We start from the raw sequence: 20,148 nt of genomic DNA, 5'->3' as shown, positions 1-20,148 counted from the left end.
TGCCTTACCCTCCCCGGCCATGGATGCACCCCTGGCCGACGATGGCGAACTGATGCTCGCCTGGGCGGGAGGGGACGCGGCTGCCTTCACGGAACTCTACGCGCGGCATAAGGGCCCGCTCTACCGGTTCCTCCTCAAGACAGTGAAGGATCGCGCGGCCGCGGACGAGCTCTTCCAGGAAACCTGGAGCCGTGTGATTGCGGCCCGTCAGCGCTATCGTGTCGAAGCGAAGTTCAGCACGTGGCTGCTGCAGATCGCGCACAACCTGGCGATCGACAGCTTCCGCAAGCAACGGCCACAGGCCGGTGCGGAGGAAACCGAAGCCGTATTTGCGACACAGGCCGCACCCGAACGCGAACAACCCGAGCACGCGCTGTCGGACTTTGAACTGCGTCGGCGCATGCAGCGCGCCATCGAGAGCCTGCCCGACGAACAGCGCACGGCTTTCGTGCTGCGCATGGAGAACGAACTTTCCCTGGAGGACATCGCCGCCGTCACCGGTGTGGGCCGTGAAACCGCAAAATCGCGGCTTCGCTACGCCATGGCCCGGATCCGCGAACTCGTTGCCGAATGACATGAACCCGACCACTCCCCCGCCCAGCGACGACGATCTGCCCGACGAGCACGAACTCGCCGCGCTGTACGCACGCCTGCCCAAGGTCGAACCGGACGCATCCCTCGATGCGGCCGTTCTCGCCGAAGCCGCGCGTGCGACACCGGTGAATCGTCGTCCACGCTGGCCCGTTGCCATGGCATCCGCCGCGGTGCTCGTCCTCGCCGTAGGCGTCGCCTGGCAGGTTCGCGAACAGCAGCCTGCGCCAAGGTCGATGGCCCCGGCCGCAGCCCCAGCCGCATGGCCGGTTGCTGCGGACAAGCTGGCGGGGAAGAGCATCGCCGCTGAAGCGGCTCCTACACCGGCGGCACGCGAACCTGCTGTTTCTGTGGGAGCCGCTTCAGCGGCGAAACCTACGCTACGCGCACACGTCGCTCGCACCGCGATACCTACGTTCGGAGCGAAGAAGGTATTGGCGCCACCGCCACCGTCGGCGCCCGCCGCACCGCCAGAACCACCAGAGCCGCCCACACCATCCGCTCCGGCGTCGCCGCCTGCTCCCGAGCCAGTCACCGTCTCCGCCGCCCCTGCCCCGGCACCGCAGCAACCGGCGTCAGAGCAGTACGAGATGGCGCGTCCGGCAGCTTCCGGCATGCTGCGCCAGACGATGTCTGCCCCGGCGCGTGTCGAAGCAGACAGCGCCGCCAGCCTCGGTCCGGACGACCGCATCGGCGAAATCCGCCGCCTTCTGGGCAGCGGCGACCGTGCCCGGGCCCTGCGCGAGCTGAAAGATTTTCGCCAACGCTATCCGCACTACGACCTGCCCCAAGACCTGCGTGACCTGAACCCTTGAACGCCCCGCTGGAAACCCTCGCGTCGCCCTGGCGGCACGAGGAAGACATTCGCAAGAGCCGCTTCCTCGCCCAGGCTGCGCCGGTCGGCAGTATCACGGAGGCACTCGCCTTCATCGAGACCGTCAGCGATACGGCGGCGACGCACAACTGCTGGTCCTATCGCATCGGCGACGCCTACCGCTTCAACGACGACGGCGAGCCCGGCGGCACGGCCGGCCGCCCCATGTTGCAGGCCATCGACGGCCAGGGCTGTGACCGTGTGGTCGTCGTGGTCACCCGCTGGTATGGCGGCATCAAGCTGGGCGCGGGTGGGCTCGCCCGGGCCTACGGCGGTACGGCGGCGGAATGCCTGCGCCTCGCCCCTCGCGTGGCGATCGTCGCGACGGGTCGGCTGTTCATCCACTGCGACTTCGCCGAGCTGGCGCTCGTCACGGCACGGATCCGTGAGATGGACGGGGTGCTCGAACAGGAGATCTTCGTCGCCGACGGGGCGGAATTGACCGTGCTCGCCCCGGCGGACCGCCTCGACGCCATCGCCGCGCGCATGATCGACCTCAGCCGGGGGCGCATCCAGCCGCGCCGGCTCGATTGAATACTGCACCGGCCGGCCCCATTCGTTGGCGAATGACCATAGCAAAGAGCGGCGCATGACCACCGAACGCAGGGAGAAGTCACGGAACATCGGTGCACTGCGCAATCTCTGGCCCTTCCTCAAGCCCCACAAGGCCCTGGCCGTCGGCTGGCTGGTCTTCCTCGGCATTTCCTCCGGCGCCTCACTATTAGTTCCGGTCGCCTTGCGCCATATCGTCGACAAGGGTTTCCTTGCCTCGAACCTGGCGACGATCAACGGGACCTTCCTGGGCCTGTTCGGGGTCGCCGTGGTGCTCGCCCTTGCCACCGCGGCGCGCTACTTCTTCATCGCCCTGCTCGGCGAACGCTCGCTCGCCGCCCTTCGCAGCACGCTGTACCGGCACGTGATCCATCTCGATGTCGGCTTCTACGAAAGCACCCGCGTAGGCGAGCTCACCTCGCGCCTGGGCACGGATACCGAACTGGTGCAGACCCTGGTCGGCTCGGGCATCTCGGTGGCGCTGCGCAGTACCGTCATGCTCATCGGCTCGGCAGCGGCCATGGCCTGGACCAGTCCTCGTCTGGCCGGCCTCACGGCCCTGGTCATCCCCGCCGTGATGCTGCCGATCCTCGTCTTCGGCCGTCGGGTGCAGAAGCTGTCGCGCACCAGCCAGGATCGCCTGGCCGATGCCGCCGCCGTCGCGAATGAGACGCTCAATGCGGCGCAGACGGTGAAGGCCTATGCCCGCGAGCCGGTCGAGAGCCGTCGCTATGCGAACGCCATCGCCCTCGCACTCGCCACGGCGCGTCGCCGCATCGGCATGCGCTCGATGCTGACCGCCGCGGTGATCGTGCTGATCTTCGGCGCGATTACCCTGGTGCTCTGGGCCGGTGCTCGCGATGTCATCGCCGGGGAACTCGAGCCTGGCGTGCTGACCCAGTTCGTGGTGTACGCCATCTTCGCTGCCGGCTCCGTCGCCGGGTTGTCGGAAGTATGGGGCGACGTGCTGCAGGCGGCCGGTGCGATGGAACGTATTGGCGAGCTTTTCGCGGAAAAGGCGAGCATCGCCACACCCGACGCGCCCGAGCCGCTGCCGACGCCGGTAACAGGCGCGCTTCGCTTCGACCACGTGGAATTCCGTTATCCCTCACGACCGGACGTGGCTGCCCTGTCCGACTTCGATCTCGAGATCGCGCCTGGCGAAACCGTCGCCCTCGTCGGCCCCTCGGGTGCCGGCAAGAGCACGGTGTTCAGTCTGCTGCTGCGCTTCCACGATCCGGTATCGGGTTCGATCCGTTTCGACGGCGTCGAGCTGCGTGCGCTGGCGCTTCCCGAACTGCGCGGCGCGATCGCCCTGGTACCCCAGGAGACCGTGATCTTCGGTGGCAGCGCCGCGAACAATATCCGTTTCGGTCGCGAGGACGCGAGCGACGACGAGGTGCGCGAAGCGGCGCGGTTGGCGGAAGCCGATGGCTTCATCCAGGCCCTTCCCGAAGGCTACGAAGCCCTGCTCGGCGAGCGCGGCGTGCGTCTTTCCGGCGGACAGAAGCAGCGCATCGCCATCGCACGCGCCATCCTGCGTGATGCACCGCTGCTGCTGCTCGATGAAGCCACGTCGGCACTCGACGCCCAATCCGAGGCGGCTATCCAGCACGCCCTCGAGCGCCTCGAGAAGGGCCGCACCACCCTGGTCATCGCCCATCGTCTGGCCACCGTGCAGCGCGCCGACCGCATCGTCGTGATGGACGGCGGACGGATCGTCGCCCAAGGCACCCATGAGGCGCTATTGCGTGAAGGCGGCCTTTACGCGGAGCTGGCAAGGCTTCAGTTCGTGGCCTGAAGGGTCCGAGCTTTGTGTGGGAGCCGGCTATGCCGGCGATGGGAGTTGGGGCAGGCTGGTTATCGCCGATGAATCGGCTCCTGCATGGAGCTTGTCGCTGCGTTGACGACTTGCCTCCTACTGTTCGGCGATGGACAGCGATCTGCTTCTGCCGCGCCCCGAAGGCCTGTACTGCCCGGCGGGAGATTTCTTCATCGATCCCATGCTGCCGGTGCCTCGCGCCGTAGTTACTCATGCCCACGGCGACCACGCGCGTTCGGGTAGCGAGCTGTATCACGTTGCCAGCGCCGGCATCGGACTCATGCGCGAACGCCTGGGCGCGACGGCGACGATCCGCGACCATGCGTATGGCGAGTCGTTCACGATGGGCGACACACGCCTCTCGCTGCATCCTTCCGGTCACGTGCTCGGCGCCGCACAGGTGCGGATCGAGGGACGCGGGTTGGTCGCCGTCGTGTCCGGAGACTACAAACGCGACCCCGATCCCACGTGCGTGCCCTTTGAGCCCGTGCCCTGTGATGTGTTCGTCACCGAATCCACCTTCGGCCTGCCGATCTACCGCTGGCCGCCGATGCATGCGGTTATCGACGACATGCTGGCGTGGCTTGAAGAGTGCGCCGAACGCGCGGTGCCCGCCGTCCTCTTCTGCTATGCGTTAGGCAAAGCCCAGCGCATTCTCGCCGAGCTCGCCGCGCGCAGCGACCGCACCGTCCACCTCCACGGCGCGATGCTACGGCTGGTCGAGGCGTATCGCGAGGCCGGCGTTCGCATGCTTCCCACCCAGGCTGTGAGCGAGTCCGCGCGAGGCAAGGATTTCGCCGGCGAGTTGGTCATGGCGCCACCGTCCGCCGCTGGTTCGCCCTGGATGCGTCGCTTCGCCAAGGCCTCCACGGGATTTGCCTCGGGGTGGATGCAGGTGCGTGGCGCACGGCGCCGTCGCGGCTACGACCGTGGCTTCGTGGTTTCCGATCACGCCGACTGGCCGGGTCTGCTGCAAAGCGTGCGCGACTGTGGCGCGAAGCGGATCTACGTGACGCACGGCGATGGCGAAGCGCTCATTCGTCATCTGCGCGAAACCGGGCACGATGCACGCCCGCTGCGCTCGCTGGGTGGCACGGTGTCGGACGTGCGCGACAGCGAGGAAGGCGACTGATGCGCCGCTTTGCCGTGTTATTCGAGGCACTCGACCGCACCGCTTCCACGTCGGCCAAACGCGATGCGATGGCCGCGTATTTCAGGAACGCTCCGCCCGAAGACGCTGCATGGGCGGTGTACGTCCTTGGCGGTGGCAAACTGAAACGCACCGCCACGTCGACGGAGCTCCGCCTCGCCCTCGCTGCCGAAACCGGCTATGCGGACTGGCTTATCGACGATTGCTACGCGCATGTCGGCGACCTCGCCGAAACGGTAGCGCTGATGCTGCCGGCGCCCGAGGAAACTGCCGACGACACACCACTGCACGTGTGGATGGAAACGCGGCTGCCGTCCCTTGGAAAGCTGGAATCGATCGAGCGAATGGACGTCCTTCGCCAATGGTGGCACGCGCTGCCTCGGGATCAGCTGTTCCTCGTCAACAAGCTTCTGACCGGTTCGCTGCGCGTCGGCGTGTCGCACCGCCTCGTCGTGCAAGCCATCGCGCAGTGGTCGTCGCTACCGACGGACCTCATTGCACACCGCCTGACCGGCACCTGGAAACCCGGCGCCGCCGCCTTCGAGGCCCTCGCCGGGCCCGAGCGCGACGACGAGCATGCCGGGGAACGGCCCTACCCGTTCTTCCTCGCCTCACCGCTGGAGCACGACGTCGCCAGCCTGGGCGAAAGCAAGGACTGGCTGGCCGAGTGGAAGTGGGACGGTATCCGCGCACAGCTGATGCGACGCGACGGCGGCGCGCTCATCTGGTCGCGCGGTGAAGAGCGGCTCGATGGCCGCTTTCCCGAAATCGAGCGGGCTGCGCTCGAACTTCCCGACGGCTGCGTCCTCGACGGCGAGATCCTCGCGTGGGCTTTCGACAGCGATAAGCCCTTACCCTTCGCCGCCTTGCAGAAACGTATCGGCAAGCTCAAGCCAGGCCCGAAGCTGCTCGCCGACACGCCGGTGCGACTGATGGTTTACGACGTGCTGGAGTTCGGTGGCAACGATCTCCGCGAGCAACCGCTCCACCGTCGCCGCGCCACCCTGGAGGCGCTGGTCGCCGGCCATGGGCCCACACTGATGCTTTCACCCGCCGTCACAGCCGAGCACTGGGAAGCACTCACGACGGTACGTACCGAGTCACGCGAGCGCCAGACCGAAGGGCTGATGCTGAAGCGCCTGGATTCGCCCTACCGTGTCGGCCGTAAACGTGGCGACTGGTGGAAATGGAAGGTCGACCCCTACACGGTGGACGCCGTGCTGCTCTATGCCCAGCCGGGACACGGGCGCCGATCCGGACTCTTCACCGACTACACCTTCGGCGTATGGGACGGCGACGCACTCGTGCCGGTCGCCAAGGCGTACTCCGGACTCGACGACGATGAAATCGGCCGTCTCGACCGCTGGATCCGCGCGCACACCGTCGACCGTTTCGGGCCCGTCCGCTCGGTGGAACCGACGCACGTTTTCGAACTCGCCTTCGAGGCGATCCAAGCCTCCGGCCGACACAAGGCGGGCGTGGCCGTGCGCTTCCCGCGCATTCTCCGCTGGCGAACCGACCTCGCGATCCGCGATGCCGACAAACTCGACGACCTCCGCCGCCTGGCGACGGGCTGAGGCCCGTCTCGTCGCCTGGTTTGCCGCGCAGGAGCGGCGGCCAGCGGCGTTTCAACGGGCAGCATGGCGAGCCTGGGCGGAAGGCAGGAACGGGCTCGTCCATGCGCCCACCGGTACGGGGAAAACGCTCGCCGCCGCGGGTGGGCCGTTGATCGATGCGGTACTGCGCCCACAGACGGGGCTGCAACTGCTCTGGATCACGCCTCTTCGCTCGCTCGCCACCGACACGACGCAACATCTCACCGCTGCTGTCGAGGCCATGGAGCTCCCTTGGCGAGTGCTCCGGCGCACCGGTGACAGCGGTAGTTCCGAACGTGCAAAACTGCGCCGCGGCGCGTGCGAGCTGCTGGTGACCACGCCGGAAAGCCTCGCCCTGTTGCTCAGCTACCCCGACGCGCGCGAGCGTTTCGCCCACCTGCGCGGCATCGTCATCGATGAGTGGCACGAACTCATCGGCAACAAGCGCGGCACCCTGCTACAACTCGGTCTCGCGCGCCTGCGGCACTGGCTGCCGGCACTGCGCAGCTGGGGCCTTTCCGCGACGCTCGGCAACCTCGACGAAGCACTCCACGCGCTGGCTGGCGACGGCGTCCTCATCGGGGGCAGCTCGCGTAAGAAAACCTATATCGACACGGCACTCCCCGAAGGCGGTGAGCGATTCCCCTGGGCAGGTCACCTTGGCCTGTCGCAACTGCCGCGCGTGCTGGGCGCCGTACTCGCGGCAAAGACAAGTCTCGTGTTCGCCAACACGCGTTCACAAGCCGAGCTGTGGCACGAGGCGCTGGCGTCGGTCTGGCCAGAGCCGCTGGAGACGCTCGCGCTGCATCACGGCTCCATCGATCCGAAGCTGCGCTTCGCCACGGAGGAGGCCTTGCGACGGGGCACGCTGCGTTGTGTCGTCGCGACGTCGAGCCTCGATCTCGGCGTGGACTTCTCCAGCGTGGAGCAGGTACTGCAGGTAGGAAGCCCCAAGAGCATTGCCCGCCTGTTGCAACGCGCCGGCCGAAGTGGACACCAGCCGGGTATGCCTTCGCGCATTCTCTGCGTGCCGACCCATCTGCTGGAGCTGGCGGAGATCGCCGCGGCCCGGCGCGCACTCGCGGAAGATCACCTCGAACCACGCCACCCGATGCGCGGTTGTCTCGATGTCCTTGCCCAGCACCTCCTCACGATGGCCCTTGGTGGTGGCTTCACAGCGGACGAGGCGTATGCGGAGATCACGTCCTCGTTCGCGTACGCGAAATTTCCCCGTGAACGGTTCGACGCCGTGCTCGCCTATCTGCGCACCGGCGGTACGGCGCTGGCGAGTTATCCCGAATACCGGAAGCTGGTCGAAACCGACGGCCGCTATCACGTCGAGAGCGGACGCATCGCACGCATGCACCGGTTGTCGATCGGCACGATCACCTCGGACGGGAGCCTCCAGGTGCGTTACATGAAGGGTGCGCGACTGGGCACGGTCGAGGAGAGCTTCCTGTCGCGACTCCGGCCCGGCGATCGCTTCCTCTTCGCGGGCCGCAATCTCGAGCTCGTACGCATCCGGGACATGACCGCCTACGTGCGCGCCGCACCGAACCGCCGTGGCGGTGTTCCGCGCTGGATGGGCGGACGCCTTCCGCTTTCCGGCGAACTCTCGGACGAACTTCGCCGCACCCTGGCCGAAGGCGCTCCGCACAGTGCCGAAATGCGCACCCTCGCTCCCCTGCTCGCGATCCAGCGACGTCGCTCCGCCGTTCCTGCCGTCGACGAAACGCTATGCGAACGTACCCGCACGCGCGAGGGTGACTATCTGTTCCTGTTTCCCTTCGCTGGACGCCTCGCGCACGAGGGCCTCGCTGCCCTGCTGGCCTATCGTCTCGCCCGCCTCCATCCCGGCGACTATGGTTACGCGGTGAATGATTACGGCCTGGCCCTCACGGCGGCGCGCATGCCGACGCTCGACGCCGAGGCGGTGCGGCAGTTGCTGCATCCGGCGCGCCTGCGCACGGATATCCTGGCCAGCGTCAACCTCACCGAACTGGCTCGCCGTCAGTTCCGCGAGATAGCTCGTGTCGCGGGGCTCGTTTTCAACGGCTATCCCGCCGCGGGCAAGACGTTGCGACAACTCCAGGTATCGAGTGGCCTGCTGTTCGACGTCCTGCGCCGGCACGACCCGACCCACCCTCTCCTCTGGCAAGCCGAGCGCGAGGTGCTCGACCAGCAACTCGACTACACGCGGTTACGCGCGTGCCTGCTGCGGGTCGCGCGCTCGCACCTGCTCTGGCGCGAACCGAAACGACTCAGCCCATTCGCCTTTCCGCTATGGGTCGAACGCCTGCGCGGTGGCATTGCCACCGATGACTGGAAGAGTCGCGTCGAACGCATGCGGGCCACGCTCGAAGCGGATGCCGACACATGATGACGCTCGACATCGTCGTCGCCGGTGAACGCCTCACGCTGCACGCGCAGCGCGCGGTGTACTGGGCAGCCGCGCGTACCCTGCTCGTGTCCGACGTGCATTTCGGCAAGGGTGCCGTCTTCCGTCGCGCGGGCATCGCCGTTCCCAGTGGCGACACCGACGACGACCTCGCACGCCTGGATGCCCTGATTCACGAGTTCGCACCGGAACGTCTCGTCGTCCTCGGCGACCTCGTCCACGGTGCCGCCACGGAACGGAGTGCGTGGGTGGACCGTGTGCGTGCGTGGCGCCGCTTCCACGCGGACATCGACGTGCTGCTGATCGCCGGCAACCATGATCGCCACTTCGATGTTCGCTCGCTCGGTATCGACGTGGTCCCGGACCGGCTCGATGTCGCGCCGTTCGTGTTCTCGCACCATCCGCATCCGCACACTACCGGGTACACGCTGGCCGGCCACGTACATCCCGGCGTCGTCATCCGCGACGGCTGGCGCAGGCATCGTCTGCCTGCGTTCGTCTTCGACCGCGATGTCGGCATGTTGCCCGCCTTTGGCACCCTCACCGGACTTTACGAGGTCACCGCCGCCCCCGGCCGGCAGATTGTGGCCGCTACACCAGCCGGTCTCGTTCCTGACATACGCTAGCTGGCATACTTTGCGGACCACCTGACATGGAGAAGCGCATGAAGCGTCTATTCGTTGGTTTGGCAGCCCTGGCCATCGCCGGCGTGGCGAGTGCCGGCGGCCCCGGTGCGGTGCGCAAGCGCGTCGAGGCCAGCATGATCCTCACCGGCAGCGTCACCGTCGCGCCGGATGGCAGCGTGGCCTCCTATGAGATCGACAAGAAAGACAAAGTGCCCGCCGACGTGCTCGGCCTGGTCCAGAACACAGCTGCCGCGTGGCGTTTCGAGCCGGTCCTGCGTGACGGCCACGCCGTCAATGCACGAGCGCCCATGAGCTTGCGCATCGTGGCGCGTCGTGAAGGTGCCGACAGCAGCGACTTCGTCGCCCGCGTCGCGGGTGCCACGTTCGGTGACGAACACAAGGACGGCGAGCAGATCAGCTATGCCGAGCGAAAGGCGCCCGGCTATCCCATGGCCGCCGTGACCGATCGCGTCGAGGGCGTCGTCATCCTGTTGATGAAGGTCGGACACGACGGCAAGGTGGTCGATGTCAGCGCCGAGCAGGTGAACCTGGGCGTGGTGGGATCCGATCCCGATATGCGCGTCTGGCGCAAGGCCCTTGCCGGTCCGAGCGTACTCGCGGCCAGGGACTGGACCTTCCACATTCCGAGCAGCGGGCCGCACGCGAACGACCCGTTCTATATTGTCCGCGCGCCGGTGATGTTCAGACTCAACCGCAATGGCGCCGCCGCCGACACGTACGGGCAGTGGACTGCCTACGTGCCGGGCCCGAAGGAAACGGCTGACTGGGTAAAGGAAGACCGCAAGGATAGCGGCAGCACGGACGCGCTACCGGACGGGCAGCTGTCCCTCGTCGGCAGCGGACTGAAGCTGCTCACGCCTGTCAGTTCCTCCTGAAAAGCATCACCGATGAATCGGCTAGCTCCTGCTCGGTAGGAGCCGATTCATCGGCGAAAGCAGGTCGCCTCAGCCTCAAGGCTTCGGCGGCCGCGTCGACGCGCTGATCAGCTCGATCGTCGAAACACTCCGAACCCAACGCGCCGCTCTCTGATCCCCCGGCACGACCAGCCGCAACGGCCCGTCCTTCTCATCGAGTGGCTTCCCCTCATGCCGATCGACCAGAACGACCCGTGCCGCACCCATGTCGGCATCGAGTTCACCCAGCCCGAAGACCACCTGATACCCATCCGTCGCGGTCACTCTGACGTAGTTCGCCAGCGCATCGCCGCGTAGCGCCTTGCCAAGCGGTGCACCTTCGGCGCGCAGTACCTCGACCAGCGCAACGCCTTCCCACGCGCTCGGTGCGTCACCATGCGAACCCGCCTGCACAGTCACGCGCGGCATCGCGGCGAGGGACTTCTCGTCGAGGGTCACCGGTGATTTACCCGGGGCAAGATAACGAACGCTTTCGGCGGCGATGACGGCCGAGGTGTGGGCTGCGAGGCCAATCAGGCTGGCGACGGCAAGGCGGTAGGTGAGACGCTTCACGGGATTCCCCTAGTTCAGCTCAGCGCCGCAACCAGCGCACGAACGGTTTCTTCATCGGTACGAATCTCACCGCCGCCCATGCCGAGATCGTCCGAGGGCGTTCGACGCATCCCGGACGGCAGGCGACGCTTGGCGGAGGCGTGGAATTCGCGTGCTCGGGTCACATTACGCAACGCGGCCACGTTGTCGGGCTCGATGCCCGCGCCAGGCATGACGACGATGCGACCGCCCGCCTGTGCCACCAGGCGCGCGATGGACGAAGCACCCGCCACGGCGCTGTGCATGCCGCCTGAGGTGAGCACACGTTCGAAGCCCAGTTCGATCACCGTCTCCAGCGCCGCGCTGCGATCGGCGACGAGATCGAAGGCACGATGGAAGGTGACGCCCATCGAACCGGCAGCCTGCAGGAACAACTGGCAGGCCTCGGCATCCACTTCGCCCTCGGCGGTCAGTGCACCGACGACCACGCCATCGCAACCGAGGTCCGCGCAGTGGGCAATGTCGTCGAGCATGGATTCGATCTCGGCGTTCTCGTAAAGAAAGTTTCCCGCGCGCGGCCGGACCAGCACGTAGAGAGGGATGTCCAGACCCTCCCGTGCCAGTGCGATCGTGCCGTGGGACGGCGTCACGCCACCTTCGTCCAGGCTCGCACATAGCTCCACGCGCCCGGCGCCACCGGACTGCGCGGCGAAAGCGGAAGCGATCGAGTTCGCGGCAACTTCCAGTAGAGCCATGGTCAATACGTGCTCTTGCCGGGAATCAGGGTGTCCTGCTTCTTCGCATCGCACACCGCGTAAGAGAAGCCGGACTGGATTGCCCACGCGCCGACGTTGCCTTTCTTGTCCATGGCAAGGAAGCCGACCTGGAGATCCTTCGCGTCCGGCTTGCGGCGGAGGATGCGCTCGACCGCCTCCCGGCAGGCATCCTCGGGCGATCGGCCCTGACGCATGAGTTCAACCACGAGGAAGCTGCCGACGTTGCGGATCACTTCCTCACCGACGCCGGTGGATGTCGCGCCGCCGATATCGTTATCGACGTAAAGACCCGCGCCGATGATCGGACTGTCACCGACGCGACCGTGGATCTTCCAGGCCATACCGCTGGTCGTGCAGGCACCGGACAGGTTGCCCTTCGCGTCGATCGCGAGCATGCCGATGGTGTCGTGATTGCTTGCATCGCCCGGCGTTCCGCCCGGACCGGCATTATAGGTCTTGACCTCGCTGTTGGCAGACGGCTTGTACTTCGCCGTCTTCAGCCATTCGTGCCAGGCCTTATCCGATTCCGGGGTCAATAGTTCCTCGCGGGGGAAGCCCTGTTCGATCGCGAACTGCGTGGCGCCGTCACCGACGAGCAACACGTGCGGCGTGCGTTCCATCACGCGGCGTGCCACGGAAATGGGGTGCGCGATGTGTTCCATTGCGGCCACCGCGCCGCAGTTGCCGTGCTCGTCCATGATGCTGGCGTCCAGGGTCACCTTGCCGTCGCGATCCGGATAACCGGCGCGGCCGACACTGTGATTGCGCAGATCCGCTTCGGGAACGCGCGCGCCCTGCTCCACCGCATCCAGTGCGCGGCCACCCCCCGAGAGGACTTTCCACGCTGCCTGATTGGCGGCGACGCCGAAGTCCCAGGTGGAGCAGACGCGCGGAACCATCCCACCCGATGCCGCCGGCGGCTCGCCCCTGGCAAGGCTCTTGGTAGCAAGGGCCACCCCGGACGCGATCGTCGCCCCCTGCAGGAATCGTCTGCGGTCCATGGACATCCTCGTTCTACGGCGCACCGTTTGCGCCCTCCCCGATGGTCGCATGCGACACGTGTGAGGTGCCACCGCGCCGGGCATCCTGCAGCGCCATCGACCGCGTATAGACGGACCGCGACAGGATGGCGCCCAGGATCGTCAGCATGGCTAACACCGCGAGCACAAGGATGAGGATCGATCCGCGGATGGGCTGTCGGTGGCGCCTCAAGGGCCCGGGCCTCACCGGGACACGACCTGGCTGAAGCGGCGACGGTCGCGCAGGGTCACGGTGATCTCCAACGCACGGGCCCGGTCCCCGTGCCATTGCAGAAGCGGCCGGCGATCAGTGAGTCCCTCGTGCGCGGGAATGTCCGCAATTACCTCGAGCGACGCAACGCCGTCGACGTACGTCTGGCAGACGTTATCGCAACGACGCAGCTCATCCGCGACCAGCCACGCGACGTTTCCCGCCAGCAAGGCAGGCATGTCGTACTCCCTGGCCATCGCCTTCTCCGGACAGTCACGCGCCTCCGTGCACATATGCCATTCATCGGCGAGCTGCAGATCGCGGACGATGGCGGCCAGCGCCAACCATGCCCGGTCTTCATCACGACTTGCGATCAGGTGTCGCTGTAATGCGATACCGGCCGCTGCGAGCGACGTCGTTGCCATGACCGCGACGATCGAAGCAATACACAACCCCACGCTCAGCTCGACGAGGCTGAAGCCACGGGCTCTCACAACCTGACATGCCATGCCAGCACCTCTCGCCCCTGCCGGGTCATGCGGATGTCACACGCTTCCGCCACATCGCATTGCACCCGGCCGTCCGCCGCCGGCCCGAGGTGTGTCGTCAGTGCTTCGCGGAAGCGCCGCATGTCGTCGGAGGCCAATGCGGCGGCATCGCAGGCATGAACGCAGCTCGACGCATCCACCGACACCGTGTAGTGACCTCCCGCCACACCGGCCCGGTTGTATCGCATGCGGGCCGCCAGGCTTGCAGCCATCGCATCCGCCGCCAACACCCGCGACACCTGCGCGTCGGCAGCGAGGCTCTGCGCGAACCATGCGCCGGTCGCTGCCGTTCCGATCGAAAAGATCGACATGGCGACGAGGGATTCGACGAGTGAAGAGCCACGACTATGCATGGGCCCACGTTCGCCCGATGAGGCGCTCGGTGATGCCCGGCCTTTCCGCAGCCTTCGTAAGCCCGAAAGCGGACCTGCCGAGCGCGTTCGGAAGACTCTCACGTAGGCGTGATGCCGCCCTGGCCCGCGCGATCGCTCACTTGACCCCTAGTACTTCGCCACGACATTATACAGTTTACCTGTACAGTTTTTCTGTATTCATGATATCGTCCGCCCATGGCCAAACCCTCTGCCGCCTCCGAAGCCCCATCCCTTGCCTCACTGGCCGCCGAACTACGAATTACCGGCGGCAAGCTGGTCAGGCGCTTAAGGGAGCAATCGCATCCGGGCGACTTCACGTCGTCGCAGAAGTCCGTCCTGCTCCGTCTCGACCGCGACGGCGCGGCTACCGTGTCGGCGCTGGCTCGTGCGGAAGGCGTGCGGCCCCAGTCCATGCGCATCACCGTGGCCGGGCTCGAAGCAATGAAGGCTATCGCCGGCAGACCCGACCCGACCGACGGGCGGCAAACCCTCGTCGACCTGACAACGGCCTTTCGCAAGACCATCAAGGCAAGTCGCGCCGCCAAGGACGACTGGCTCGTCCGCGCCCTGCACGCGCAACTTTCTTCCGTCGAACAAAGCGAACTCGCCGCCGCGATACGACTGCTGCAGCGACTCACCGACTTCTGAGCCCATCGCGGCCCGCTCCAGGAAACCACAGCAATGGCATGGCTTGATCTCGTGTCCTATTTCTTCGCGGGTCTCTTTTTCACGAACGCCATCCCTCACTTCGTCAGCGGGGTGACCGGAAGAGCGTTCCAGAGTCCGTTTGCAAAGCCGCGGGGGAAAGGTCTTTCCTCCTCGACAATCAATGTGTGCTGGGGCTTCTTCAATCTCGTCGTCAGCTACGCACTCATCCGGCGCGGCGGCAATTTCGACTGGAGGGCCACCGGCGATGTCGCAGCGCTCGGCCTCGGCGTCCTGCTCATGGGCCTGTTGTGCGCGCGACTGTTCGGCCGCTTCCACGGCGGCGACACCTCGACGCCTTCGTGAGCGCCACCGCAACGGGCATCGTCGCACCTCGCACCTCGCACCTCGCGCATGGCTCGCCTTCGGCTTCGCGGGCTCGGCTTCGCCGTCGCTCTCTACACTTTAGCGTCTCGCGGGGAGACCTTGGTCAGCGGGAAGGAGAGCCGTTGCGTGGTGCCGTCGTCGGGACCGGCCGGTCCCGGAACCCGCGCCGATGCGGAAGCGGTTGCTGGCACCGGTTGCCGGTCACGTCCTCGCGCCTGTGCCTGCGTGCCGGCGTGCCTGCCGACGACGCTGCCGCGCGTTTTGGCTCGACCCACGCGAACCTCAGGGTTCGGGAGAGCCTTCGGTGCCCACCCTCGAGGCGAGTTCCGCACAAGTGGAGCGGCCGTAGGCCATATAAGTACACGGCCGCGCAGCGGCCTTTCCGGTACGAAACGCGGAGGACGTGTCTGAGCAGCGAGGGTGGGCACCGAAGGCTCTGCGCCGCGACGTCCGCGTCCGCCGCGACGTCCCCGCCCGCCGCGGCGCCCCCGGCATTCCGCGAAGAGCCCAAAAAAAACCCCGCACTCACATGCGGGGTTTTCCTGGCGATGCTATCCCGGCGATTACGCCGCGATTTCGACGCCCGAAGCCTGCGCGCCCTTCGGGCCCGTGGTGACTTCAAATTGTACGCGCTGGCCTTCCTGCAGGCTGCGGAAGCCCTTGGAGTTGATCGCAGAAAAGTGGACGAACACGTCCTCCCCACCGTCCTCAGGCGCGATGAAACCGAAACCCTTGGCGTCGTTGAACCACTTGACCGTACCGAAACGCATGCGGAAACCTCTGGACATGGATTGGAAGCGCCCCTGCGTTGGCGAGGCGTTCCCCATGGATCCCCTTGGCCTGCCCCCGCGGCGCAGGCGAAGTATCGACAAGTTCGCAGGCAAAGCGCAACTGCGACTTTTTCCCAGTCGATCGCCGAAAATCAGACCCCAGCGAGGAGGCGACCGAGAATAGGCGGCACGTTCGCTGTGGCTGCGGCGAGGTGCGCGAAGATCTCTTCGATGCTGATTTCGGCCTCGTCACCCGCACCGGCGGCGTAGTTGGCGACCAGCGCAAGGCAGGCGAATTCGATATCCAGTTCGCGCGCCAGCACGGCCTCGGGCATGCCGGTCATCCCGACCAGATCGCAGCCATCGCGCTTCATCCGGGCGATCTCGGCGCGGGTCTCCAGGCGCGGTCCCTGGGTGATCCCATGACAGCCGCCGTCGATGATCGCCAGGCCTTCGGCACGGGCGGCGGCCAGAATCGCCTGGCGCAGGCTTTCGGTATAGGGCTCGCTGAAATCGATATGGCGGACTTCCGCCCCTTCCACGTCATTGAAGCTGGTGTAACGGCCATGGGAGTAATCGACGATCTGGTCAGGCACCACCAGGACGCGTGGACCCATGTCGTCACGGATACCGCCCACGGCATTGACCGCCACGACGCGGCGAGCGCCCAGCGAATGCAACGCCCAGAGGTTGGCCCGGTAATTCACGCGGTGCGGCGGTACCGTATGGCTCTCGCCATGGCGTGCCAGGAAGGCCAGACGCTTGCCGCCGAAGTCGCCGGTGACGATGTCGCCCGAGGCCGGCCCGAACGGCGTCTCCACCGCGTGCCGCTCCGTGTTTTCCAGTCCTTCGAACTGATAGAGCCCGCTGCCGCCAATGACGGCCAGATCGATCGACATGGCGTCAGTCCTTCAGCGCGTAGATGTCCGGCAGGTTGCGGGCCTGCTCGTGGTAGTCCATGCCGTAACCGAACACGTAGCGGTCCGGCAGGTCGACACCGTTGAAATCCGCTTCGATGCCATGCGCACGGCGATCGTGCAGCTTGGTGCAGAGCACCGCGAGCAGAACGCGCTTCGCCCCCATGTCCAGGCAGGCGTCGCGCACGGCCTTCAGCGTATGGCCTTCGTCGAGGATGTCGTCGACGAGCACCACCGTACGCTCGTGCAACGGCACCTGCGGCCTGCGCAGCCAGTGCAGGTCGCTGCCACTGGTCTCGCCGCGATAGCGGGTCGCGTGTACATAGTCGAATTCGAGGTCCGTGCGGATGGCGAAAGCCAGCTGACCGGCGAAGATGAGCGCGCCGTGCATCACGGTAAGGAAGACGGGAACCTCGCCGTCCAGGGCCGCGTCGATGTCGCGACCCATACGGACGATTTCGGTATCGAGCTGCTCGCGGGTGAACAGGACGTCGGAGTGCGCAAGCGCATAGTCGAGCGAAGCGGTGGCGGTCATGGGTGGATTACAGCTCCAAAGCGGTCACGCGCGCGATGAAACGATCGCGCTGGGGATTGTCGACGAGTCCTTCCCATGTCGAGCCGATCGCCCCGCGCAAGGGAGTGATCCGCTCGGCGAGCGACAGTCGGCGGTCCTTGACCGCCGCGATCGCCTCGGGAACGACGTCGGGAAAGCAGGCGAGCACGAGATCGCAGCCCGCATCGAGGTTGGCGCCGACACGAGCGGCGATGCCGCCGACGCTGCCGGCCGCGGCCATGCTGATGTCGTCGCCGAACACGCAGCCGCGGAAGCCGAGTTCACCGCGAAGGATCTCTTCGATCCATACGTGGGAATAGCCCGCTGGCTGGTCGTCCACGGCGGTGTATTTCACGTGGGCAGCCATCACGGCCTCCGCATGCGCTTCGATGCCGGCAACGAAGGGCAGCAAGTCCGTGGTGAGGATATCGTTCTTGCTACGCGTATCGACGGCCACGGATTCGTGGGTATCTTCCTTGACGGAGCCGTGGCCCGGGTAGTGTTTGAGCACCGCGGCCATGCCGCCCAGGTGCATGCCACGCACATAGGCCTGCGTCAGTTCAGCGGCGATGGCCGGATCGGCGTGAAAGGCTCGATCGCCGATGGCGGCACTGCCACGGCCGAGGTCGGCAACGGGAGCGAAGCTGAAGTCGACGCCCACCGCGCGCATTTCACTGGCCATGATCCAGGCATGTTCTTCCGCACGGTTGATCGCTTCATACGGAACGGTGTCGTAGAGCTTGCCGATCGAGGCCAGCGACGGCAGCCGGGTGAAGCCGTCACGAAAACGCTGCACCCGACCGCCTTCCTGGTCGACGCAAACGAGGAAGTCCTCCCCCGCCACCGCACGGATCGACTCGATCATGCGGGTCACCTGCTCGCGCGAAGCGAAGTTGCGCGAAAACAGGATGACACCCGAGACGCCATGGGCCGTGAGGCGCCCCTGCTCGTGCGGAGCCAGCTCGGTACCGGACAGACCGATGATCAGCATGCTGCGTCCTCCTTCCCTTCCCGTTCGGCCGACGACCAGAGCGCGTAAGGCCGGTCGATCAGGTTGACGTTGAAATAGCGCACATGCTCGCTCACCTCACGACCGAGCCAGCCCGGCGTCGGGTATGCGGCATCGGCATGCGCCAGCTCCACTTCGGCGACGATGAGCCCCGCGTTCGCGCCGAGGAATTCGTCGATCTCGAAGTGTGTACCGTCGAGCATGACATGATGACGAACTTTCTCGAGCACGCCATCGGAGAGGTCGGCGAGCAGGCGTTCGGCGTCGGTCACGGGAATCGGGTATTCGAATTCCTGGCGCGATATGCCGAGCGTGGCCGACTTGATGTTCAGCCACGCAAGCTCGCCCGATATCCGCACGCGTACCGAGCACTTCACCACGCCCGCCTGGATCGCCGCGGACCCGGACAGATAGCCCTGGGCGATTCGTTCGCTGCGGACCACGATGGCACGCCAGTCGTCGCTGGCGAGCAGGAACTTGCGTTCGATCTCGATACCCATGGGTCTCCCGTTGTCTCAGCCGCGCTCGAACAGCGCGATGGATTCCACGTGCGCGGTGTGCGGGAACATGTCCATTACCCCCGCCGACACCAGTCTGAAGCCGTGCTTCGCCACGAGAATACCGGCGTCGCGAGCCAGCGATCCCGGATGGCAGGACACGTAGACAATCCGGTTCGTGCCCTTGCGTGGCAAGTACTCCAATACCTTGTCGGCACCGGCACGGGGCGGATCGAGCAGGATCTTGTCCCAGGCCTGGCTGGCCCAGGGCGCCGAGCGCTGGTCGTCGAAGAGGTTGGCCACGCGGAACGAAACGTTCGCCAGTCCATTACGTGCGGCGTTGGCCGCGGCACGCTCGACCAGACCGTGCTCGCCCTCGACGCCGACCACCTCGGCCGCATGACGGGCCATCGGAAGGGTGAAGTTACCCAGCCCGCAGAATAGATCGAGCACCCTGTCCGTCGGCTGCAGGTCGAGCAGCTCCATCGTCCGCGCCAGCATGAGCTGGTTCATTTCCGCATTGACCTGGACGAAATCCAGCGGCAGGAACTCCAGTTCGATGTTGTCGGCCGGGACGGCGAACGATAGCCGCGGTGCCTCGGGCCAGATCGGATGAACGCTGCTCTGGTTGCCGGATTGCAGGTAGATGGCGAAACCGTGCTCGCTGCCGAAAGCCACCAGGGCGGCGCGATCGCGGTCGGACAAGGGCGAAAGATGACGGAACACCAGGGCAACGGTATCGTCGCCCGCCGCGAACTCGATCTGCGGGATATCGCGTGCCGCATCCATGCCGCTGACCAGGTTGGCCAGGAGGCCCACCTTGGGGCCGAGGGCAGGATGGATCACCTCGCAACGGTCGATGTCGGCGACGAGGCGGGTATTGGATTCGTCGCGGAAACCGACCAGCACGCGCTCCTTCTTGGCCACGTAGCGCACGGAGAACCGACCCTTGCGCCGGTAGGCCCAGGGCTGGGCGGACAGCGGCGGCAGCCAGGATGCCGGCGTGACCTTGCCGATCCGCTCGAAATTCTCGGCCAGTACGTGCTGTTTGGCGGCAATCTGCGCGGCGGGATCCATGTGCTGCAGGGAGCAGCCGCTGCACTGGCCGAAATGCCGGCACTTCGGCTCGACGCGATGGGGCGAGGCTTCGATCACGCTGACGATTTCGGCATCGTCGTAACTGCGGTGACGCTTGACGTACCGGAGCACGACGCGCTCGCCCAGCAGCGCGCCGGAGACGAACGTGGCCTTGTTGTCGATGCGGGCAACACCCCGGCCGTCGTGGCTGAGGTTGGTGATAGTGGCTTCGATGTCGGTCATGCGCTCAAAACGTAAAGCCCGGACGACAAGGGTCCGGGCTGGCTGGGA

General features: G+C 66.3%; 23 protein-coding genes. 11 read left to right on the top strand and 12 right to left on the bottom strand.

The features are described from left to right. Positions 1-19: 19 nt before the first annotated feature. The 9 genes from HB634_RS22455 (at position 20) to HB634_RS22415 (ending at position 10,504) form a co-directional block, all read left to right on the top strand. Positions 20-574, top strand: a complete 555-nt coding sequence (locus HB634_RS22455; protein WP_063573221.1) for an RNA polymerase sigma factor — start codon at positions 20-22, stop codon at positions 572-574. Between the two features lies 1 nt (position 575). Next, a complete protein-coding gene (locus tag HB634_RS22450) occupies positions 576-1,406 on the top strand; it encodes a hypothetical protein (RefSeq protein WP_213950178.1) in 831 nt (276 codons plus the stop codon). Next, positions 1,403-1,999, top strand: a complete 597-nt coding sequence (locus tag HB634_RS22445; protein WP_213950177.1) for a YigZ family protein — start codon at positions 1,403-1,405, stop codon at positions 1,997-1,999. The genes HB634_RS22450 and HB634_RS22445 overlap by 4 nt, the downstream gene beginning before the upstream one ends. A gap of 55 nt (positions 2,000-2,054) precedes the next feature. Further along, on the top strand, positions 2,055-3,818 hold the full coding sequence (locus tag HB634_RS22440) for an ABC transporter transmembrane domain-containing protein (protein WP_213950176.1): 1,764 nt from the start codon (positions 2,055-2,057) through the stop codon (positions 3,816-3,818). A 130-nt stretch (positions 3,819-3,948) separates the two neighbouring features. Continuing rightward, positions 3,949-4,971: a ligase-associated DNA damage response exonuclease gene (locus tag HB634_RS22435; RefSeq protein WP_063573587.1), complete on the top strand. Its 1,023-nt coding sequence runs from the start codon at positions 3,949-3,951 to the stop codon at positions 4,969-4,971. Beyond that, positions 4,971-6,566 carry an ATP-dependent DNA ligase gene (locus tag HB634_RS22430; protein ID WP_213950175.1) on the top strand — a complete coding sequence of 532 codons (1,596 nt, stop codon included), beginning with the start codon at positions 4,971-4,973 and terminating at the stop codon, positions 6,564-6,566. Before HB634_RS22435 ends, HB634_RS22430 begins: the two co-directional genes overlap by 1 nt. Continuing rightward, positions 6,523-8,964, top strand: a complete 2,442-nt coding sequence (locus HB634_RS22425; protein WP_213950174.1) for a ligase-associated DNA damage response DEXH box helicase — start codon at positions 6,523-6,525, stop codon at positions 8,962-8,964. Before HB634_RS22430 ends, HB634_RS22425 begins: the two co-directional genes overlap by 44 nt. Beyond that, entirely contained in the window at positions 8,961-9,608 is a 648-nt protein-coding gene (pdeM, locus tag HB634_RS22420) for a ligase-associated DNA damage response endonuclease PdeM (protein ID WP_213950173.1), read from the top strand. The genes HB634_RS22425 and pdeM overlap by 4 nt, the downstream gene beginning before the upstream one ends. 38 nt (positions 9,609-9,646) lie before the next feature. Further along, positions 9,647-10,504, top strand: a complete 858-nt coding sequence (locus tag HB634_RS22415) for an energy transducer TonB (RefSeq protein WP_213950172.1) — start codon at positions 9,647-9,649, stop codon at positions 10,502-10,504. Positions 10,505-10,579: 75 nt separating this feature from the next. Here the strand turns inward: HB634_RS22415 and HB634_RS22410 are convergent, their stop codons facing one another. From HB634_RS22410 to HB634_RS22390, 6 genes are all read right to left on the bottom strand, one after another. After that, positions 10,580-11,095, bottom strand: coding sequence for a molybdopterin-dependent oxidoreductase (locus tag HB634_RS22410; protein WP_213950171.1), 516 nt, complete (start codon positions 11,093-11,095; stop codon positions 10,580-10,582). A 14-nt stretch (positions 11,096-11,109) separates the two neighbouring features. After that, positions 11,110-11,829, bottom strand: coding sequence for a copper homeostasis protein CutC (locus HB634_RS22405; protein WP_063572394.1), 720 nt, complete (start codon positions 11,827-11,829; stop codon positions 11,110-11,112). A 2-nt stretch (positions 11,830-11,831) separates the two neighbouring features. Then, positions 11,832-12,851: a N(4)-(beta-N-acetylglucosaminyl)-L-asparaginase gene (locus tag HB634_RS22400; RefSeq protein ID WP_213950170.1), complete on the bottom strand. Its 1,020-nt coding sequence runs from the start codon at positions 12,849-12,851 to the stop codon at positions 11,832-11,834. A 13-nt stretch (positions 12,852-12,864) separates the two neighbouring features. Further along, on the bottom strand, positions 12,865-12,999 hold the full coding sequence (locus tag HB634_RS22990; protein WP_255548750.1) for a hypothetical protein: 135 nt from the start codon (positions 12,997-12,999) through the stop codon (positions 12,865-12,867). 74 nt (positions 13,000-13,073) lie between these two features. Beyond that, positions 13,074-13,589, bottom strand: a complete 516-nt coding sequence (locus tag HB634_RS22395) for a prepilin-type N-terminal cleavage/methylation domain-containing protein (RefSeq protein ID WP_213950169.1) — start codon at positions 13,587-13,589, stop codon at positions 13,074-13,076. Next, the gene (locus tag HB634_RS22390) at positions 13,571-13,981 is read right to left on the bottom strand and encodes a prepilin-type N-terminal cleavage/methylation domain-containing protein (protein WP_213950168.1); all 411 of its coding nucleotides are present in this window, start codon (positions 13,979-13,981) and stop codon (positions 13,571-13,573) included. Before HB634_RS22390 ends, HB634_RS22395 begins: the two co-directional genes overlap by 19 nt. Before the next feature lie 216 nt (positions 13,982-14,197). On the opposite strand from HB634_RS22390, the gene HB634_RS22385 reads away from it, so the two are divergent. Then, positions 14,198-14,650, top strand: a complete 453-nt coding sequence (locus tag HB634_RS22385) for a MarR family transcriptional regulator (protein ID WP_063572398.1) — start codon at positions 14,198-14,200, stop codon at positions 14,648-14,650. Between the two features lie 33 nt (positions 14,651-14,683). Then, positions 14,684-15,013 (top strand): hypothetical protein, encoded by a 330-nt coding sequence (locus tag HB634_RS22380; RefSeq protein ID WP_063572399.1) that lies wholly within the window; start codon positions 14,684-14,686, stop codon positions 15,011-15,013. Positions 15,014-15,597: 584 nt separating this feature from the next. Here the strand turns inward: HB634_RS22380 and HB634_RS22375 are convergent. The 6 genes from HB634_RS22375 to rlmD form a co-directional block, all read right to left on the bottom strand. Further along, positions 15,598-15,804 (bottom strand): cold-shock protein, encoded by a 207-nt coding sequence (locus HB634_RS22375; RefSeq protein WP_063573812.1) that lies wholly within the window; start codon positions 15,802-15,804, stop codon positions 15,598-15,600. 152 nt (positions 15,805-15,956) lie between these two features. Then, positions 15,957-16,703 (bottom strand): S-methyl-5'-thioinosine phosphorylase, encoded by a 747-nt coding sequence (locus tag HB634_RS22370; RefSeq protein ID WP_213950167.1) that lies wholly within the window; start codon positions 16,701-16,703, stop codon positions 15,957-15,959. 4 nt (positions 16,704-16,707) lie between these two features. After that, on the bottom strand, positions 16,708-17,256 hold the full coding sequence (locus HB634_RS22365) for a hypoxanthine-guanine phosphoribosyltransferase (RefSeq protein WP_213950166.1): 549 nt from the start codon (positions 17,254-17,256) through the stop codon (positions 16,708-16,710). A 7-nt stretch (positions 17,257-17,263) separates the two neighbouring features. Beyond that, positions 17,264-18,265: a beta-N-acetylhexosaminidase gene (gene nagZ, locus HB634_RS22360; protein WP_213950165.1), complete on the bottom strand. Its 1,002-nt coding sequence runs from the start codon at positions 18,263-18,265 to the stop codon at positions 17,264-17,266. Continuing rightward, positions 18,259-18,783 carry a CYTH domain-containing protein gene (locus tag HB634_RS22355; RefSeq protein WP_213950164.1) on the bottom strand — a complete coding sequence of 175 codons (525 nt, stop codon included), beginning with the start codon at positions 18,781-18,783 and terminating at the stop codon, positions 18,259-18,261. Before HB634_RS22355 ends, nagZ begins: the two co-directional genes overlap by 7 nt. A 15-nt stretch (positions 18,784-18,798) precedes the next feature. Further along, the gene (gene rlmD, locus HB634_RS22350) at positions 18,799-20,100 is read right to left on the bottom strand and encodes a 23S rRNA (uracil(1939)-C(5))-methyltransferase RlmD (protein ID WP_213950163.1); all 1,302 of its coding nucleotides are present in this window, start codon (positions 20,098-20,100) and stop codon (positions 18,799-18,801) included. Positions 20,101-20,148: the final 48 nt, after the last annotated feature.

Source organism: Luteibacter sp. dw_328, assembly GCF_018449605.1.
GTDB lineage: Bacteria > Pseudomonadota > Gammaproteobacteria > Xanthomonadales > Rhodanobacteraceae > Luteibacter.
The sequence above is the reverse complement of the archived record's forward strand: the minus strand, read 5'-3'. Positions and strand labels throughout refer to the sequence as shown.